General features: G+C 42.8%; 23 protein-coding genes and 1 tRNA gene. 15 read left to right on the plus strand and 9 right to left on the minus strand.

Going from position 1 to position 19053, the window contains the following annotated elements:
* Positions 1-8: 8 nt before the first annotated feature.
* The 9 genes from U0035_RS08170 to U0035_RS08205 all read right to left on the minus strand — a co-directional run bounded on the left by U0035_RS08170 (position 9) and on the right by U0035_RS08205 (position 6331).
* Positions 9-1460, minus strand: coding sequence for a bifunctional 2-methylcitrate dehydratase/aconitate hydratase (locus tag U0035_RS08170; RefSeq protein WP_114789505.1), 1452 nt, complete (start codon positions 1458-1460; stop codon positions 9-11).
* 67 nt (positions 1461-1527) lie between these two features.
* Entirely contained in the window at positions 1528-2682 is a 1155-nt protein-coding gene (gene prpC / locus U0035_RS08175; RefSeq protein WP_114789506.1) for a bifunctional 2-methylcitrate synthase/citrate synthase, read from the minus strand.
* A gap of 18 nt (positions 2683-2700) precedes the next feature.
* Positions 2701-3597, minus strand: a complete 897-nt coding sequence (gene prpB, locus U0035_RS08180) for a methylisocitrate lyase (RefSeq protein WP_211316343.1) — start codon at positions 3595-3597, stop codon at positions 2701-2703.
* A gap of 112 nt (positions 3598-3709) precedes the next feature.
* Positions 3710-3859 (minus strand): hypothetical protein, encoded by a 150-nt coding sequence (locus U0035_RS08185; protein WP_162817760.1) that lies wholly within the window; start codon positions 3857-3859, stop codon positions 3710-3712.
* Positions 3860-3894: 35 nt separating this feature from the next.
* Positions 3895-4065: a hypothetical protein gene (locus U0035_RS08190; RefSeq protein ID WP_170138295.1), complete on the minus strand. Its 171-nt coding sequence runs from the start codon at positions 4063-4065 to the stop codon at positions 3895-3897.
* A 251-nt stretch (positions 4066-4316) separates the two neighbouring features.
* Positions 4317-4556: a GIY-YIG nuclease family protein gene (locus U0035_RS22930; RefSeq protein WP_114789507.1), complete on the minus strand. Its 240-nt coding sequence runs from the start codon at positions 4554-4556 to the stop codon at positions 4317-4319.
* 27 nt (positions 4557-4583) lie between these two features.
* Positions 4584-4670: transfer RNA gene (locus U0035_RS08195), tRNA-Ser, on the minus strand.
* Positions 4671-4792: 122 nt separating this feature from the next.
* Positions 4793-5557: a TatD family hydrolase gene (locus tag U0035_RS08200; RefSeq protein ID WP_114789508.1), complete on the minus strand. Its 765-nt coding sequence runs from the start codon at positions 5555-5557 to the stop codon at positions 4793-4795.
* Between the two features lie 153 nt (positions 5558-5710).
* Positions 5711-6331: a polysaccharide deacetylase family protein gene (locus U0035_RS08205; protein WP_114789509.1), complete on the minus strand. Its 621-nt coding sequence runs from the start codon at positions 6329-6331 to the stop codon at positions 5711-5713.
* A 129-nt stretch (positions 6332-6460) separates the two neighbouring features.
* On the opposite strand from U0035_RS08205, the gene U0035_RS08210 reads away from it, so the two are divergent.
* The 15 genes from U0035_RS08210 (at position 6461) to nuoK (ending at position 18993) form a co-directional block, all read left to right on the plus strand.
* Positions 6461-6706: a hypothetical protein gene (locus U0035_RS08210; protein WP_114789510.1), complete on the plus strand. Its 246-nt coding sequence runs from the start codon at positions 6461-6463 to the stop codon at positions 6704-6706.
* Between the two features lie 41 nt (positions 6707-6747).
* Complete coding sequence (locus tag U0035_RS08215) at positions 6748-7638, plus strand: PstS family phosphate ABC transporter substrate-binding protein (protein ID WP_245957611.1); 891 nt, start codon at positions 6748-6750, stop codon at positions 7636-7638.
* A gap of 56 nt (positions 7639-7694) precedes the next feature.
* The gene (locus U0035_RS08220; protein WP_114789512.1) at positions 7695-9467 is read left to right on the plus strand and encodes a tetratricopeptide repeat protein; all 1773 of its coding nucleotides are present in this window, start codon (positions 7695-7697) and stop codon (positions 9465-9467) included.
* A 145-nt stretch (positions 9468-9612) separates the two neighbouring features.
* The gene (locus tag U0035_RS08225; RefSeq protein WP_114789731.1) at positions 9613-10008 is read left to right on the plus strand and encodes an NADH-quinone oxidoreductase subunit A; all 396 of its coding nucleotides are present in this window, start codon (positions 9613-9615) and stop codon (positions 10006-10008) included.
* A 93-nt stretch (positions 10009-10101) separates the two neighbouring features.
* Complete coding sequence (locus tag U0035_RS08230) at positions 10102-10683, plus strand: NADH-quinone oxidoreductase subunit B (protein ID WP_114789513.1); 582 nt, start codon at positions 10102-10104, stop codon at positions 10681-10683.
* 103 nt (positions 10684-10786) lie between these two features.
* On the plus strand, positions 10787-11350 hold the full coding sequence (locus U0035_RS08235) for an NADH-quinone oxidoreductase subunit C (RefSeq protein ID WP_114789514.1): 564 nt from the start codon (positions 10787-10789) through the stop codon (positions 11348-11350).
* Between the two features lie 131 nt (positions 11351-11481).
* A complete protein-coding gene (locus U0035_RS08240; protein WP_114789515.1) occupies positions 11482-12711 on the plus strand; it encodes an NADH-quinone oxidoreductase subunit D in 1230 nt (409 codons plus the stop codon).
* 97 nt (positions 12712-12808) lie between these two features.
* The gene (locus U0035_RS08245; protein WP_114789516.1) at positions 12809-13297 is read left to right on the plus strand and encodes an NADH-quinone oxidoreductase subunit NuoE family protein; all 489 of its coding nucleotides are present in this window, start codon (positions 12809-12811) and stop codon (positions 13295-13297) included.
* 24 nt (positions 13298-13321) lie between these two features.
* On the plus strand, positions 13322-14677 hold the full coding sequence (gene nuoF / locus U0035_RS08250) for an NADH-quinone oxidoreductase subunit NuoF (protein ID WP_114789517.1): 1356 nt from the start codon (positions 13322-13324) through the stop codon (positions 14675-14677).
* Positions 14678-14745: 68 nt separating this feature from the next.
* On the plus strand, positions 14746-15099 hold the full coding sequence (locus U0035_RS08255) for a GxxExxY protein (RefSeq protein WP_327138736.1): 354 nt from the start codon (positions 14746-14748) through the stop codon (positions 15097-15099).
* A gap of 45 nt (positions 15100-15144) precedes the next feature.
* Complete coding sequence (locus U0035_RS08260; protein WP_114789519.1) at positions 15145-16296, plus strand: NADH-quinone oxidoreductase subunit G; 1152 nt, start codon at positions 15145-15147, stop codon at positions 16294-16296.
* Positions 16297-16300: 4 nt separating this feature from the next.
* Entirely contained in the window at positions 16301-17350 is a 1050-nt protein-coding gene (gene nuoH / locus U0035_RS08265) for an NADH-quinone oxidoreductase subunit NuoH (RefSeq protein ID WP_114789520.1), read from the plus strand.
* A gap of 206 nt (positions 17351-17556) precedes the next feature.
* On the plus strand, positions 17557-18123 hold the full coding sequence (gene nuoI / locus U0035_RS08270) for an NADH-quinone oxidoreductase subunit NuoI (RefSeq protein ID WP_114789521.1): 567 nt from the start codon (positions 17557-17559) through the stop codon (positions 18121-18123).
* Positions 18124-18127: 4 nt separating this feature from the next.
* Positions 18128-18628, plus strand: coding sequence for an NADH-quinone oxidoreductase subunit J family protein (locus U0035_RS08275; protein WP_114789522.1), 501 nt, complete (start codon positions 18128-18130; stop codon positions 18626-18628).
* Positions 18629-18666: 38 nt separating this feature from the next.
* Complete coding sequence (gene nuoK / locus U0035_RS08280) at positions 18667-18993, plus strand: NADH-quinone oxidoreductase subunit NuoK (protein ID WP_114789523.1); 327 nt, start codon at positions 18667-18669, stop codon at positions 18991-18993.
* The last annotated feature ends 60 nt before the right edge of the window (positions 18994-19053 follow it).

Here is a 19053-nt window from a genome sequence, read left to right on the forward strand (position 1 = left end):
CGCAGCGGTTACTTTGCCATCATATCTACAAACTCGTTCACCTTCATCGGTATCAATGCATTATAATCGAGTCCCGTTTTTAAGATCTGCTCCTGCTGTGTTCCTTCGAAAATGCGGGCTACATTGATCTTAAATTTCTCTATCAACTTGGGAATCCCCTCTTCTCTCCTGCGTTTATGCCCGATCGGGTATTCTACCACCACTTCATCCAGCAGAGTGCCATCGTTCAATTCAACCGTCAATGCATTGGCTATAGATCTTTTTTCAGGGTCGTGATAATCCAATGTAAACTGAGTATCCTGCACACAAAATATCTTCTCTCTCAAAACATCAATTCTTTCATCGGCTGCCACCACATCTTCATAATCAGCAGCAGTTAACTGCCCGAAGATCAATGGAACGGCTACCATGTATTGAATGCAATGATCGCGGTCTGCCGGGTTATTCAAGGGACCTTTTTTATCGATAATGCGTATCGCTGCCTCATGGGTACGGATGATGATCCGCTTAATATCGGCTGTGGTTTTTCTTAAGGCGTTTAACCGGTCATGAAGCGTCATAGCCGCCTCTACCGCAGTTTGGGAATGAAATTCTGCCGGGAACGATATTTTAAACAGGATATGTTCCATCACGTACGTGCCGTATGCTCTTTGAAAAGTGAAAGGATTTCCTTTGAAGGATACATCATAAAATCCCCAGGTCTTAGCGGTAAGCACTGAGGGATACCCCATTTCACCGGTTTGTGCAATTAAAGCCAGACGCACCGCCCTGGAAGTGGCATCGCCCGCAGCCCAGGACTTACGGCTGCCGGTGTTGGGAGCATGCCTGTAGGTACGTAAAGATTGGCCATCCACAAAAGCCAGGGAAACCGCATTAATGAGTTCTTCCCTGTTTAATCCTATCAGTTTACCTACAACAGCAGTAGAAGCTACCTTCACCAATATTACATGATCGAGACCTACCCTGTTAAAAGAGTTTTCAAGCGCCAATACGCCCTGCACTTCATGGGCCATCACCATGGCATGCAATACCTGTAGCATGGTTAAGGGCTCTTTGCCTTCAGCAATGTTGGTACGCGATAACCAGTCGGCTGTAGCCAATATACCTCCCAGATTGTCGGAGGGGTGCCCCCACTCTGCTGCTAACCAGGTATCATTAAAATCGAGCCAGCGAATAATAGCGCCTATATTAAATGCAGCCTGTATGGGGTCGAGCTGATAACTGGTGCCGGGTACTTTAGCGCCGTTGGGCACAATGGTTCCGGGTATTACCGGGCCCAACAATTTCGTACAGGCAGGGTAAGTCAGGGCTTCAAAGCCACAACCCAGGGTATCGAGCAGGCAGTAATACGCCGTTTTTAAAGCGAGTTCACTTCTAATTTCATAGTTTAAAACATAATCAGCAATATCTGCCAGAACCTGGTCTGGTTGCGGCCTTTCGTTTGAAATGTAAGATGACATGAATCAGTTGAAAAGTTTATAAGTTAAAAAGTTATTAGTCAGAAATAGGGATTCTCTAATCCGTTTGCTAAGATCTTTCCCCGATCGGCTCAAATGTCAGATTCTCCGGCCCGGTGTAATTAGCGCTGGGCCTGATTATTTTACCATCCAGTCTTTGCTCAATAACATGAGCACTCCAGCCCGTGATGCGAGACACCACAAACAGTGGCGTAAACATGGCTGTAGGTACTCCCATAATATGATAGGCCACTGCCGAAAACCAGTCCAGGTTGGGAAACATTTTCTTTTCGTCCCACATTACCTTTTCCAATCGTTCAGCTATAGAAAACAATTGCACATCTCCTGCTTCTTTGGATAACATTTCGGCAACTTTCTTAATGATGCCGTTTCGCGGATCGCCAATTGTATAAACAGGATGACCAAAACCGATGATCACTTCTTTCTTCTCCAGTCTCAGTTTGATATCCGCCTCTGCCACATCAGCATTTGCATACCGGCTTTGGATGTCAAAAGCCACTTCATTGGCACCTCCATGCTTAGGCCCCCTTAAAGCACCGATTGCGCCTGCAACTGCAGAATACATGTCTGAGCCGGTACCGGCAATAACACGACTGGTGAAGGTTGATGCATTAAATTCATGCTCGGCATATAAGTTCAATGACACCTGCATTGCGTTTACCCAGCTACCAGACGGCTTTTCGCCGTGAAGCAAATGAAGAAAATGCCCTCCCACCGTATCATCATCCGTCTCTACCTCTATCTGCCTGCCATTATGTGAGTAATGATACCAGAACAACAAAGCCGAAGCGTAAGACGCCAATAGTTTATCGGCTATATCCCTTGCCCCTGCTACGTTATGATCTTCCCGTTCGGGAAGTATAGTACCTAATACCGAAGTATACGTTCTCAATACATCCATAGGATGGGCTGCTGCCGGAATCTGCATCAACACTTTCTTTATCACATCCGGCAAACCTCTTAAGGACTTCAGTTTGGCCTGGTAGGCTTTCAGTTGAGGGATAGTGGGCAGTTTCTCGTGGATCAGCAAATAAGCCACTTCTTCAAAGCTCGCTTTTTCGGCCAGGTCGTTGATATCATATCCCCTGTAATGCAGGTCGTTACCGCTTTTCCCCACTGTGCAAAGGGCGGTATTTCCGGCAGCAACACCTGATAGGGATACGCTTTTCTTAGGTTTAAATGTTATTTCGTTTGTGGCAGCCATCGTTATTTTATTTAGGTATTACTTCTTTTTAAAAAGCTCATCCATCTTTTTTTCATACTCATAGTAATTAATACTATCGTAAAGCTCCCGGCGGGTTTGCATGGTGTCTAACACATTCTGCTGAGTTCCTTCTTTACGAATATGCGTATATACATTTTGAGCGGCTTTATTAGCAGCGCGAAAAGCAGATAAAGGATAAAGCACCAAACCTACACCGGCATTTTTTAATTCGTCAACCGTATACATAGGGATCATCCCAAACTCGGTAATATTAGCCAGCACCGGGATACCGGTAGCGTCTACAAATTTCTGGTAATAGGAAAGATCGGGAACGGCTTCGGCAAAAATAAAATCTGCTCCGGCTTCTTTATACGCCACTGCCCGCTCTAATGTTTTTTCAAACCCTTCATTAGCAAAAGCATCCGTCCGGGCGCCTATTACAAAATGTTCATCAAAACGCGCATCGGCAGCGGCTTTCAGCCGGTCTACCATTTCATCTTTGCTTACTATTTCTTTACCGGGTCGGTGTCCGCAACGTTTAGCCCCCACCTGGTCTTCAATATGCAATGCTGCAGCGCCCGCTTTGATCAATGATTTTACAGTACGTTCTATATTAAATGCAGACGCCCCAAATCCGGTATCTATATCAACCATTAAAGGAGTATCCGTAATATTGGTAATGCGGTTTACATCTATCAGTACATCGTCGAGGTTGGTGATACCTAAATCCGGAATGCCCAACGAACCCGCGGCCACGCCTCCGCCCGACAAATAAATAGCTTTAAAACCTGCCTGGGTGGCTAGTAATGCATGATTGGCATTAATGGCACCAACAATTTGCAGAGGATTTTCGTTTTGGATGGCCTCACGAAAGCGCAATCCGGCAGAACCTGTTGCTGAAGACTTCATTTGCATACCGGCAAACCTACATTAATTTTTTATCCAATACGAATATGTGATAAAGATAAAAAAATTAAAATGCAGGATTATAGCTCACGCCTGCCAGCGCTCTACATCTCAGACATGTTCAGGTAAATACCAGAATCAGCAGCATTACCAGCATACCCAGCACAAAAGAAACCAGTGAGCAAACTATTATTAATACGCCCCTGGCTTTGAACCTTCTTTTATACTGTTCTGCCCGTTCAAAATCAGAAAACAGGTCGTCATCTTGCATGCGGCAAAACTATCTAAACTTACAGCAGGTACCTGCTAACGACGGTACTTCTTTTGCTGACCTGGCGCAAAAGGTTTGGCCGATTTAGTACCGTACACTTTTTTGGCTTGCCCGGGTGGCATTCGATGGCCATGGCCCGGATGATGCACCGGCGCGCAGGAAAACAACAGGGAACCTATAAACACAAACAAAAGAAATTGTTTCATAAATGAGTATTTAATTCAAAGACGATATAAAAACCCATTAGGTAAGCAAATGAAGTGCCGTTATTGCCCTGACAGTACCAAAAATGAAATTAATTTGTTTAAAATAAGGTAATTATGTACACTTAAATAATTCAATAAATGCACCGGCAATGATTAGCAAAAAATTTTGCGGAGACGGCGAGATTCGAACTCGCGATACGGTTGCTCCAATGGAGTCCTTCGGACCCGTATACACACTTTCCAGGCATGCTCTAAATGATTTCCTGACTTCTTAACCACAAATAACCATCTATCGACTTAAAAAACATTTCTCGCCTAAAGGCCTCAGATCTTGTAGCAAATTTTTCAAAATAATGTACGACCAAAGGGCGTCTATACTTCGTAGATTTTACTTTTCCCTGGTTATGAGTAGCTAAGCGCTTTTCTAAATCCTGGCAGCTACCATAATAATAACGGTTATCTTTTCCTTTCAGTATGTAGGCGTAATACATGGTAAGGTTAGCAGTAGCCAAATTTTGCGGAGACGGCGAGATTCGAACTCGCGATACGGTTGCCCGTATACACACTTTCCAGGCGTGCTCCTTCAACCACTCGGACACGTCTCCATTATTTTTATTCCCTTTTCAGCGTTCCTACGCTTTCCAGCCGTGTTTCTTCTCCAAGGGAGTCCTTCGGACAACCACTCCACACGTCTCCGTAAAAGGGGTGCAAAAATAAGCTTCTTACACTATAAATTAAATAATTTTTTTGCATTATTTGTGGTAACCTCAGCAATCTCATCCATTGTCACTCCCATTACTTCCGATAGTCTTTGTGCGATCAGCGGAATATAAGCGGGTTCATTTCTTTTTCCCCTGTAAGGCACCGGCGCCAGGTAGGGCGCATCTGTTTCCAATACTACCCTATCCAGCCCCACCTGCCGCATCACCTCATCTAAACCCGATTTTTTAAAAGTGAGCACGCCACCAATACCCAGGTAGAAACCGAGGTTCATGATTTGTTCTGCTTCTTCGCGGCTTCCCCCAAAACAATGGAAAACTCCTTTCAACCCCTTGCCTTTATATTGTGTTACCAGGTCGATACATTCCCGGGTCGAACTACGGCTGTGAATAACAATGGGAACATCATATTGTATCGCCCACTCTATCTGCTGTTTGAAGGCTATATATTGCTGTTCTTTAAAGTTCAGATCCCAATAAAAATCGAGGCCGGTTTCTCCTATGGCGACAAATTTCCGCTGCCTTAAATGATCTTCAATCAATTGAAGCTCCTGTTCAAAGTCACCTTTTACCGAACAAGGGTGTAATCCCATCATACTGATGCATTTCACAGGCGACGGGCCTTCCATAGCCAGCATAGCTTCATGCGTATGTTTATCAATGGCCGGCATTAAAATGGTGGTTACGTTAGCAGCGAGGGATCTTTCTAAAAATTCATCTTTATCCATCAAAAGTTGCTCAGAGTAGATGTGAGCATGCGTATCAATAAACATTATCTAATATTTTATTAAATATCTTAGATTTTATCTAAAATATAATTTTCCTTTTTATATGTGTGCAAAAAAAATTAACTTCATCGCAAGTTTTCATAGGGTACGGATTAAAAATCGGGCTCGGGTATTTACCCAGGGCCCTTTTTATTCGCATTAATTGTTTGAAAGACCTTTAAATACAAAGCCGGCAGCCGAAAAATGCTCCAATACGTTGGGGAGTACATATTTCAAGTTGGGAAAAGCCTTTTCACTGTCGTGAAATACAATAATCGACCCGTTCCCCGCCTTTTCTATTACATTTTTTTGACAATTTTCCGGGCTTAGTTCTCTATCAAAGTCCCCGCTTAATACATCCCACATTACAATTTCAAAACCTTTCTTTTTGAGCGACTTGCCTGCTTTATTGCCGATACGGCCATAAGGGGGTCTGAAAAAACCCGAGACAATATGGGCCGATGCCTGGTCAACATTATCTACATAAACATCATGAGATGTTTTCCATCCGTTTAAATGGTTATGTGTATGATTACCCACAGTATGGCCCCTGCCTATAATATCCTGGTAAATAGCCGGGTACTCCAATACATTTTTCCCCAAACAAAAAAAACTGCCTTTGGCATTAAAAGCGGCCAATTGCCGTAAAACGAAGGGCGTAGCTACCGGATGCGGACCATCATCGAAGGTCAGGTATAACTCCTTATTAGCTGTTTTTACATCCCAGGTGTAGGATCGAAATATTTTCTTTAACCAAAAAGGTGTTTTGACAAAATACATGAAAGGCAAAGTTACTATTTGTTTGAATGTGGATTTATTAACATTTATCCTGCATATTTTAATATGGACATTGAATCATTTTGCGTCTAAAAAGAAAAGTTTTTTATCTTGCCGGATACCAATTTTACAATGAGTCTGAAAACAAACGAAGAATATGAACAACGGAGGACCCGACAGGTCTCCAGGATAAGGGGGGTGCTGGACTATACAATGGGTATTCTGATCATTGGTATAGGGCTGTTCCTTGTATTCAGATCAGCGATTAACATTAAATTAAATAAAATATACCCTCCCGACGTTTGGGATAAAGTGTATGGCATCCTGGTGATTCTTTATGGTAGCTGGAGACTTTACAGAGGGTATAAGAAAAAATAGAATTAAAAATGCGCTGCATTTATACAAGTATACTTTTCCTTATGGTTTACCTGGCTTCCTGCAAATCTGAAAAAAGCAGGATAGAGGAACAGCCTGACGCGCCGGGGAAAGGTACCATCACCATTAGTGCCGATGAATCGTTTAAACCCATTGTGGATGAGTTGGTAAAAGTGTACGAGTCGAACAATTATGGCACAAAAATAAACGTGCAGTATAAGCCGGAGGCGGATTGCATAAAGGATCTCTGGAACGATAGCATAAGGATGATCATATCTACTATAGCGCTTACCAATGGAGAGAGCCGGAAGCTTTCGGACTCTTTAAAAGTGAGTGTGGATCAGTTGCCTGTGGCCAGAGACGCTATTGCGGTTATCAGGCACCCCGGAGCCAAAGAAACGGAGTTTGACATGAATGATATCAAGGCCATTCTGGCCGGAACTTATAGTCAGTCGCTGATCCCTGTATTTGACGGCGTAAAAGCAACCAGTAGTGTAAGATTTATCGTCGATTCTGTAATGAAAGGGGCGAAACTCACCAACAGGGCGGTTGCTGCCCAAACCAGTGATTCGGTAATCAATTACGTGGCTAAAAACCCTGATGCTATAGGCTTTGTCGGTGTAAGCTGGATCGGGAACCCTAATGACGATCAGCAATCGAGCTTTTTAAAAAAAGTTAAAATTTGTCGTTTAAAAAGCACAGATAGCACAGGAAATTATATATTGCCGGTACAGGCCAACCTGTATGGGCGGTTATATCCCATGACAAGAGATCTCACGTATATAGTAAAAGAAAAATACAGGGGATTGGGCACAGGTTTTGCGCAACTGATGGCCACGGAGATTGGGCAGCTTATTTTTAAAAGGGCTTATTTAATGCCTGGAAGAAGATATTATGTGATACGTCCGATACAATTAAATGAAGATTCTATATAAAAGATAAAAAAATTATATTTACAACTTCTTATTTAAACAACTACAAAACAAGAAAGATGATGAAGAAAACAATCCATCTGCTCGCACTAGGAGTTTTACTGAATGCCGGGGTGTATGCACAGTCCGTAGAGGATGGTGTTAAAGCTTACTATAACGGCAACTATGCTTCTGCAGTAAACATACTGGAAAAGCATGGCGACAAGCAGGAAGCAGCCTACTGGTTAGCAGAGTCTTATTTTTCTCAGGGAAAGACAGCTTTAGCTAAAGCTGCGGTTGACAAGGCCATTGCAGCCAAACCCGGCGATCCGTTTACTTTGGTAGCTAAGGGACATTATTTATTATTAGAAAATAAAGCAGCCGAGGCTAGCCAGAGTTTCGAAGCAGCAATTGCTGCTGCCGGTAAGAAAGACGAGGATAAGGCGATGATTTTAAATGCAGTAGGTAATGCAGTAACCAAAGTCTACAATAATATTGATAAGGTAGGTGATATTAAATATGCCGTTACCAAATTAGAAGAGGCTAAAAACCTTGTTATGGGTATGAAGGAAAAAAACCGTCCTGCCCAGTTACTGGCGGATATTAATACCAACCTGGCAGATGCTACTTTAAAGGCGAACCCGGGTGATGGTAGCAAGGCATTTGTGTTATATCAGGATGCAATGAACGCTGATCCTACTTTTGCTAAGGCAGAATTCAGAAAAGCTATGATTTTCAAGTCGCAAAAAAACACGGAGCTTTATTTACAAACTTTAGAGAAAGCTTCAGCGGCCAACCCGGCAAACGTTGCTGTACTCGAAGAGTTGTATAACTATTATAGTTTCACCGCACAGGATGCTGTTAAGGCAAAGCCTTACGGCGACAAAATCGTAGCTTTATTACCTCCAGGCCCGAATGTTGAATATTTCAAGGCGGCGGGCTCTTACTTTGCAAAAGATTATACCGGTGCGATCACCATAGGTAAAGATATTATTGCCAAGGCTGGTGAGCAGGCAGATCCAAGAACTTATAAACTGATTGCCTATAGCCTTATAGCGAATAAAGATACAGCCGCAGCAATACCTTTTGTAGAAGATTACTTTAAAAATCAGGCAAAAGATCAAATTAGCTCATTTGACTACGCGTTGAAGGCCACAGCGCTCTCTAATACTCCCGGTAAAGAAGCGGAGGTTATCAAAACCTACATGGAGGCAGCAGCAGCAGACACTACTGTAGCAGGCAAAGTTGAAATACTGGAAGAAGGAGCTAAGAACTTTGCAAAATCAGGGAAAGGTGTTCTGGCCGGCGATTTATATGCTAAGATCCTGGAAATTAAACCAGCGGACAAGTTAACGATCAACGATTACTTCAATGCAGGTTACACAGGTTATTACAAATCTGGCCAGTACGACAAAGCATGGAAGGTTTTTGATGCAGCAAGAACAAAATTCCCTAACTGGAATTATGGTTATATGTTAGCCGCAGGTAGCAGTAAGGTATTTGACTCTACCAACGCTCAAAATATAATGGTACCAGATGCTGAAAAATACATTGCTTACCTGCAATCTCCCAATGATACTTCTGCAGCAACTGCAAAACGAGGAGAGATCTTCAAAACAGCGCTTTCATTGGCTATTTTCTACATCAATGATAAAAAAGACAGCGAGAATGGCTTGAAATATTTACATGTAGCTCATGACAATGCTGATGACCCAAGTGCAAAAGCACAGGTTGCTGAATATATCAAAGGCTTAGGTGGCACACCTGGTGCTCCGGCAGCGGGAGGAACAACTCCGGCAGCAGCACCTGCAACTGACTCTACAAAGGCTCCGGCTGGCGGTCCTAAAAAATAAGATCTATTTTTATGATAGCAACACCCCACAGTGTGGGGTGTTTTTTTATGTAATTATTAATTTAGAATTAGAATATCAGCAAATTATTGCAACTCTTTGAGGTTAATTGACCAACCTGCCTTATTTTTGCGCATTACTAAAAGATATGGTTTATTTACTAAAAACCGTTGTTACTGATAATACAGCACAGTCTTTTTTACCGATTGGATTGCAGCTTGTTTTTGCCGCGGGTCTTATTATTGCACTGGTTATTCTGACTCATTTTTTAGGCCCCAAACGCAAAACAAAAGACAAACTCGAAAACTTCGCAAGTGGTATCGAATCGCATGGAGACGCGCGCCAACCCATGGCCATCAAGTACTTTTTAACGGCTATTCTGTTCGTTTTATTTGATGTGGAGGTTATATTCTTCTATCCTTATGCGGTTAATTTTAAGGATCTTGGCTGGAGCGGCTTTTACGCTGTATTGATGTTTGTAGCATTCTTTTTATGTGGTTTCACCTACATTATTAAGAAGGGCGCACTAAAATGGGAAGACTAGAATCGACCGTCCGAACGGAAGATTGATTTATATTTTTAACTAATTTTCACCGTAAGGCTGAAACAAAATGCCCCTGTACGGGGTTTGGTTGATATGAGACCAGTTTCTTACAATATAAAACAAAAACCTCTTGAAGCCGATATCAGCATGGCTGACATGCCAGCCGGCCATGAGGGTCAGGGATTTTTTGCTACTACACTTGACAGCGTTATAGGGCTTGCCAGGAAGAACTCCATCTGGCCCCTCCCCTTTGCAACGTCCTGTTGTGGTATCGAGTTTATGGCTACTATGGGCGCTACCTACGATTTAGCCCGTTTTGGTAGCGAACGTGTTGGATTTTCTCCGCGTCAGTGCGACCTTTTAATGGTTATGGGAACGATTGCGAAGAAAATGGGACCCGTTGTAAAGCAGGTTTACCTGCAAATGGCAGAACCCCGCTGGGTAATTGCCGTAGGCGCCTGTGCCAGCAGCGGTGGTATTTTTGATACTTACAGTGTTTTACAGGGAATTGACCAGGTAGTACCGGTAGACGTGTATGTGCCCGGTTGTCCGCCACGCCCTGAGGCAATACTGGATGGTGTCATGCGCATACAGGACCTGATTGGCAAAGAAAGCCTGCGCAGAAGAAACGGAGAGCAATATAAAGCCCTGCTTGAAAGTTACGGAATACAATAGAAGTTTAGATTTTAGTATTTAGTATACAGATTGAAAAACAATACCGGCTAAATACTTTAACAATCTAAATACTTGGTACTAAATACTTATAGTCTATTAAAAAATGGCAATCACTAACGAAATTATACAACAAAAGCTTACTGATAAATTCGGAGACCAGGTATCTGACTTCGAAGTTACTTTCGATACCCTGAGCTTTAATGCCAACAAAGAGATCAATCTGAAGGTGCTGAATTTTTTACAGGAAGACGGGCTGAATTTCAATTTCTTAACTGATTTATGCGGGGTACATTACCCGGACAGACAAGGTGAAGAACTGGCTGTAGTATACCATTTGCATAATATCAAAGAGAACATAAGAGTTCGGTTCAAAGTTTTTACCGACATTACAAAGCCGGATGTATATACCGCCACCGGCGTTTTTGCCGCGGCCAACTGGATGGAGCGGGAAACCTTTGATTTCTACGGTATCAACTTCATTGGCCATCCCAACCTGATCCGGATATTAAACGTTGACGAAATGGATTATTTCCCTATGCGGAAAGAATATCCATTGGAAGACCAAAGCCGTACCGATAAAGATGATGAAATGTTTGGAAGGGGTGGCATGTTAGGTTTTGGAACCGAGAAGACTGTACACGGCACAATAGCTGAAGATGAAAAGTGATGATTGGCTGATAGTACTTGAGGCAACTCTTGCCGTTTCCTTTATTGTGGGTGTGGCGATCTTAATCAGGAATAAGAAAAAAAGAGCTCAATAACAAGACGACAATAAACGACAAAGCAGATACATATCAAATGTCAGATATACATCAAAATATAAATCTCCCTGCCGGTAGTATTGAAAAACAAACTACCACGCTCAACCTGGGGCCTACGCACCCGGCTACACACGGAGTATTTCAAAATATTATTGAACTGGATGGGGAGAAGATCGTAAAGGCCGATGCGACGGTTGGCTATATTCACCGGGCTTTCGAAAAAATTGCAGAACGCAGGCCTTTATACCAGATCACGCCTTTAACAGACAGGTTGAACTATTGCTCTGCCCCGCTGAACAATATGGGCTGGCATTTAACCTGCGAAACGCTGTTGGGTGTAAAAACGCCGAAGCGGGTAGATTATTTGCGCATTATTGTAATGGAACTGGCACGTATCGCTGATCATTTGATCTGCAGCTCTATTATGGGTGTGGATGCGGGCGCCTACACAGGCTTCCTTTATGTAATGCAGTATCGCGAATTGATCTATGAGATCTATGAAGAGATCTGCGGATCAAGATTGACGACCAATATGGGTCGTATCGGCGGTTTTGAAAGAGACTTCAATGATACCGCTTTCCAAAAAATTGAAAAGTTCCTGAGAGAATATCCTGCGGTTTTAAAAGAGTTTGAAAACCTTTTTACCCGCAACCGTATTTTCATGGAACGTACTATGGGCGTTGGCGCTATTTCAGCTGAAAGAGCTTTAAATTATGGTTTCACAGGGCCTAACCTGAGGGCAGCAGGCGTAGACTATGATGTACGAGTAACGGCTCCTTACAGCAGTTATGAAGAATTTGACTTCGACATCCCGGTTGGTTCTACAGGCGATTGCTATGACCGTTTCCAGGTACGCAATGGTGAAATGTGGCAAAGCCTGCGCATTATAGAACAGGCCATGCAAAAGCTGAACAACCTAAAAGGTGAAGAAGCGACCGCTTATCATGCGGATGTTCCTGAATACTACCTTCCGAAAAAGAAGGATGTGTATACTAAAATGGAAGCCCTGATCTGGCATTTTAAAATTATTATGGGTGAGATCGATATGCCCAAAGGCGAGCTGTATCATTCTATTGAAGCAGGTAATGGTGAGCTGGGATATTATTTTATCAGTGACGGCGGCAGAAGCCCTTACCGGCTGCATTTCAGACGTCCCTGCTTTATTTACTACCAGGCTTTCGAAGAGCTGGTAAAGGATGGCATGTTGAGTGACGCCATCCTGGTAATGTCTTCATTGAACCTGATTGCAGGGGAAATGGACGCTTAAAGAACAAAGAATGATGAATTAAGAATGGATTCCTGTTCATGATCATGTTTATGAGCTTCGATGATTTTTAATTTTGTCTTTAATTATATTATCAATTATGGTTCAATTCTCTCAGGAAAACTTATTAAAAGTTGACAAAATAATAGCCCGGTATCCGGAAGGCCGACAAAAAAGCGCCCTGATACCTTTATTGCACCTGGCACAGGAGCAATACGGCTGGTTAAGTGTTGAAACCATGGACTATGTGGCGTCGCTGTTAAGTATTGACCCAATTGAGGTTTACGAAGTGGCTTCTTTTTATAGCATGTATAATTTGAAACCTATAGGTAAGTACATGTTTGAAGTATGCCAAACCGGTCCCTGTATGATCAATGGCAGTGATGATATCATTGAATACATCGGCGAAAAGCTGAACATCAAACCAGGAGAGACTACGGCTGACGGACTTTTTACTCTAAAAACAGTGGAATGCCTTGGGGCCTGTGGTTATGCGCCGATGATGCAAATGGGTAAGTTTTACAAAGAGCATCTTACCAAAGAAAAAGTGGACGCGATTATTGAAGAGTGCAGGGCTAAAGCAAATTAAATCTCTCGTTTAGGAAATTATAAAATGGGTAGAAAACTATTACTAGAAAAAGCACATGTAGAGGGTATCCGGTATTTCGATACTTATCGTCGTGAAGGTGGTTACCGTAGCGTTGAAAAGGCATTGAAAACAATGGGCCCCGATGATGTTACAGAAGAGGTAAAAAAATCAGGACTTCGTGGTCGCGGTGGTGCCGGTTTCCCCACCGGTATGAAGTGGAGTTTCCTGGCTAAACCGGAAGGTGTCCCCCGTCACCTGGTGGTAAATGCCGATGAGAGTGAGCCAGGTACTTTTAAAGACCGCTACCTGATGGAATTTATTCCGCACCTGCTGATAGAAGGTGTTATTGTAGCCTCTTATGCTTTGGGCTCTAATACTTCTTATATATATATCCGTGGTGAATATGCCTGGATCGTTGATATACTCGAACAAGCCATACAGGAAGCACATAACAATGGTTTCCTGGGTAAAAATATATTAGGGAGCGGCTTTGATTGCGATATCCATGTACAACGTGGCGCCGGCGCTTATATCTGTGGAGAAGAAACGGCCCTGATCGAATCGCTGGAAGGTAAAAGAGGTAACCCTCGTATCAAGCCGCCCTTCCCTGCTGTAAAAGGTGCATGGGACAGGCCGACAGTGGTAAACAATGTAGAGAGCATTGCCGCTGTAGTGCCTATCATTAATGAGGGTGGTGAAGAGTACGCAAAAATTGGTGTAGGAAAATCTACGGGTACCAAATTAATATCTGCCTGTGGCAATATCAATAAGCCTGGTGTTTATGAAATTGATATGACCATTTCGGTGGAAGAGTTTATTTACAGTGATGAATGGTGTGGTGGTATCGCCAAAGGTAAAAGGCTTAAAGCCTGTATTCCGGGTGGTTCATCGGTTCCTATTCTGCCGGCCAATCTCTTATTGAAGACTGCCAAGGGAGAACAAAGGATGATGAATTATGAAAGCCTTGCTGATGGCGGTTTTCAGACGGGTACTATGATGGGTAGTGGTGGCTTTATTGTTTTTGATGAAGACCAGTGCGTGGTAAAGCATACCTACACCCTGGCTCGTTTCTATCGCCATGAAAGCTGTGGTCAGTGCTCACCTTGCAGAGAGGGCACCGGATGGATGGAGAAGCTTTTATTGAGGCTGGATAAAGGTCAGGGAAAAATGAGCGATATCGATTTACTGTGGGACATTCAAAGTAGAATAGAAGGTAATACCATTTGTCCTTTAGGTGATGCAGCAGCGTGGCCGGTAGCAGCAGCCATACGCCACTTCCGCGATGAGTTTGAGTGGCATATTACCAATGCGGCTGAAGCACAGGTAAGAAATTTTGGATTGGCGCATTATGCAGATGTCAGAGAAGTGGTACCGGCCTAATAAGACGTTCTCGCAAAGCCGCAAAGCAAATAAAACGCAAAGATTATGACAGAAATGATCTTTCTAAGTTGATTGTAGATTTGTGTTTTAAAGTTCATAAACAGTACGGACCGGGACTTTTTGAAAGTGTGTATGAAGAGATTTTCTGCTACGAGTGGGCAAAAAATGGAATTTCTTTTAAAAGACAGCATGGAGTTCCATTAGTGCATGAAACGATAAGGATGGAAGTGGGGTTCAGGGCAGATGTAATTATAGACGATAAAGTAATTGTAGAATTGAAATCAGTTGAAAAACTGTGTGATATTCATTATAAACAAGTACTGACATATCTTAAGTTGACCCATATTAAATTGGGATTGTTAGTCAATTTTAATGAGTCACTTATAAAAAATGGTATTCATAGGATAGTTAATAACTTATAAACTTAGCGACTTGATTTCTTATGTTGCTTTGCGTGAAATAAAATTATGGCAGAAGAAATAAAAAAGGAAGCACCTCCTAAAATGAAAGTAACAATAGATAATATATCTGTTGAGGTGGATCCTGGTACAACCATATTACAGGCGGCACGTTTGATAGGCGGTGATGTAACACCTCCTGCCATGTGCTTTTATACTCCTTTGAAAGGCAGTGGTGGTAAATGCCGCACCTGCCTGGTAGAAGTAAGCAAAGGCTCTGAAAAAGATCCGCGCCCCATGCCGAAGCTGGTAGCCAGCTGCCGTACCGGTGTGATGGATGGCATGGAAGTGAAGAGCGTAACCAGCCCGCGTGTACTAGATGCCCGTGCCGGTGTGGTAGAATTTTTATTACTCAACCATCCATTAGATTGCCCTATTTGCGACCAGGCCGGCGAATGCCATTTGCAGGACCTGAGCTACGAGCATGGTAAGGAAGGCACCCGCTACGAGTTTAAAAGAAGAACTTTTAAAAAGCACAACCTCGGTCAATACATTCAGTTACACATGACGCGTTGCATTTTGTGCTACCGTTGTGTATTTACTGCCGACCAGGTAACGAATAAACGTTCCCATGGTGTTTTAGACCGTGGTGACCATGCAGAGATCGCTACTTATATTGAAAAGTCGCTGGACAATGATTTTATTGGTAACGTAATTGATGTTTGTCCGGTAGGTGCATTAACAGATAAAACCTTCCGCTTTAAAAATCGTGTTTGGTTCACCAAGCCGGAAGATGCACACCGCGACTGTGACAAATGTTGTGGCAAAGTAACCTTATGGAAACGAGGAGATGAAGTATTACGCGTAACGGCCCGCAAAGATCAATGGGGTGAAATCATGAATACGGAGGAAGGCAAAACCGGCTGGATCTGTAACGAGTGCCGTTTTGAAAAGAAAGACGTGAAAGATTGGGTAATTGAAGGTCCTACTAAAGTGGCTCGTCATTCCGTTATCGGCGCCAATCACTATGAAGTGCTGGATAAACCGGAAGAAACGGTTGCCAAAGTGATGGGAGGCCGGCAGCCTAAGCTGTTACTGGATATTCACAATATCAGTGATGTAAATGATCCGTCGGTAGACCTGAGCAAAATAAAAGGACCCGCTACCGGCGCGGTTTTCAATAAAACGAAATTAATACAGGAAAAAGAGAACAATAATTAATACCATGCACTTACTTGCGATAGACTGGTTTTTTATTTTAGAAAAATTGATTCTGATAGCCCTCGTGGTTACCCTATCAATGATCGTTGCCATGTATGCTACATATGGTGAGCGGAAGGTAGCGGCATTTATGCAGGACAGGATTGGCCCCAACAGGGCGGGTCCTTTTGGTCTGTTGCAACCTCTGGCTGATGGTGGTAAACTTTTCTTTAAAGAAGAGATCATCCCTCTCGCCTCTTCTAAATTCCTGTTTGTATTAGGTCCGGTACTGGCTATGGTAACCGCCCTGCTTACCAGCGCTGTTATCCCCTGGGGTTCTCCGGCTTTGATAGCAGGCAGAACCGTTCCGTTACAAATTGCAGATATTAACATAGGTATCTTATATGTTTTTGGTGTAGTAAGCTTAGGTGTATACGGCATCATGATCGGCGGCTGGGCCTCTAACAATAAATTTTCTTTGTTAGCAGGTATTCGCGGGGCTTCTCAAATGATCTCCTACGAATTAGCCATGGGGCTGTCTTTGATCGCTGTATTAATGCTTACCGGGTCATTACAGATGAGCACGATTGTACAAAACCAATTGGACAATGGCTGGAACATCATCTATCAACCGCTCGGATTCATAATATTTTTCATCTGCGCACTGGCCGAGTGTAATCGTACACCGTTCGACCTACCTGAAGCAGAAAACGAGCTCAACTTCGGTTATCACCAGGAGTATTCCAGTATGAAACTGGGATTTTACCTGTTTGCAGAATACATTAATATGTTTATAAGCGGCGTTATCATGTCCACCCTTTATTTTGGCGGCTATGATATCCCGTTTGTTAATGAAGCATCGTGGGGCATTTCACAAAATTTCCTGGCCTTTATCAGCTTTGCGGTATTAATGGTGAAAGCGTGCTTCTTTGTATTTGTATTTATGTGGATCCGCTGGACCATCCCACGTTTCCGCTTTGACCAGTTGATGCATTTGGGATGGAAACGACTAGTACCCCTGGCTTTAGTGAATATGATCATTACAGCATTGGTGGTATTGTGGCTACAAAAATAGGTTGACAGAGGGCAGGGATTAGCTGGCAGCAAGCCAACAAGGGAAAGCAAGGTACTGTCTTGTAGCAAAATCTGGCTGCAGACCAGGATGATTGAAAGTTAGTATAGACAACATAATAAATATTAGATGATTAGTCTGTCAACTGTCATCTAAATACTGACAACTGAATTATATTTGCGAAAATTTAAAATACTTCTCGAAAACTAATGGGTATTCAATATACAAATAGAGCCAAACCGGTAGACCGCAGCCCCATGACCTTTGTGGAGCGCTTATACCTTTGGAATATTTTGAAGGGAATGGGTATTACGCTGAAACACTTTTTTTCTAAAAAAGCCACCATCAAATACCCGGAAGAAACCAGGCCTTTTAGTAAAGTATTTCGTGGCCTGCATATCCTGAACAGGGATGAAGAAGGCCGCGAAAATTGCACTGCCTGCGGACTTTGTGCTGTTGCCTGCCCTGCTGAAGCTATCACTATGGAAGCTGCAGAAAGACAGGAGGGTGAAGAGCACCTGTACCGCGAAGAGAAGTATGCTGCGAAATATGAGATCAATATGCTGCGTTGCATTTTTTGCGGCTATTGCGAAGAAGCTTGTCCTAAAGATGCCATTTATCTTTCTCAAACTTTCACCCCATCGAATTACGACCGCAAAGGTTTTATTTATAAAAAAGACGACCTTTTAATTCCGAACCCTGTAACAGAGCCAGAGGCTTACCAAAAGGCATTAGGAACTATTAATAAGGAAAATAAAAAAGCGGAAGCTATTTAAGGGCATGAGCATTACACAAATATTATTCTGGATTCTTACAGTGGCGGCTTTGTTTAGCGCCATCATGGTAGTAAGCAGCAAGAACCCTGTGCACAGTGTACTGTGGCTGGTAGCAACATTCTTTGCCATATCGGGGCACTATATCTTACTGAATGCTCAGTTCCTGGCTGTTGTTAATATTATTGTTTATGCGGGCGCCATCATGGTTTTATTCCTTTTTGTGATCATGTTGATGAACCTGAATAAAAGCGCAGAGCCCATTAAAAACCGCTGGCTGCAGATCATTGGGATCGTATCTGGAGGTTGTTTGTTGCTGGTGCTGGTAGCTGCCTTGAGGAATACCGAAGTAGCAAAAAATATTGCCGAAGTGAATACCGGAGATGCGGGCCTTATTAAAACCCTGGGTAAAGAATTGTTTACCACTTTTGTGGTGCCATTTGAAATCAGCAGCATCCTGTTTCTGAGTGCAATGGTAGGCGCCGTAGTTATTGGTAAAAAAGATTAAAATCGTACATCGTAAAATTATACATCGTACATTAAGTTATGCCTATTAATTATTATATCGTATTGGCTTTAGCATTATTCAGCATTGGAATAGTAGGGGTACTTACACGCCGCAATGCAATAATAGTGTTTATGTGCATAGAGCTGATGCTCAACTCTGTCAACCTGTTACTCGTAGCATTTTCCAAAATGCAACCGGCCAAGGAAGCCGCAATGACAGTGGCAGGAACAGACGGGCAATTATTTGTATTCTTTATAATGGTGGTAGCAGCAGCAGAGGTAAGTGTGGGACTGGCTATCATTGTAATGATGTATCGTAATATTCACTCGGTGGATATTAATTTTTTAAACAGACTAAAACATTAAGACGGCTCCATCTGATTTTTCGTTGAGAAATGCTGGAGGTTAGGCTAAATACTACCAAAT

It is taken from the genome of Niabella yanshanensis (assembly GCF_034424215.1).
Taxonomy (GTDB): Bacteria; Bacteroidota; Bacteroidia; order Chitinophagales; family Chitinophagaceae; genus Niabella; species Niabella yanshanensis.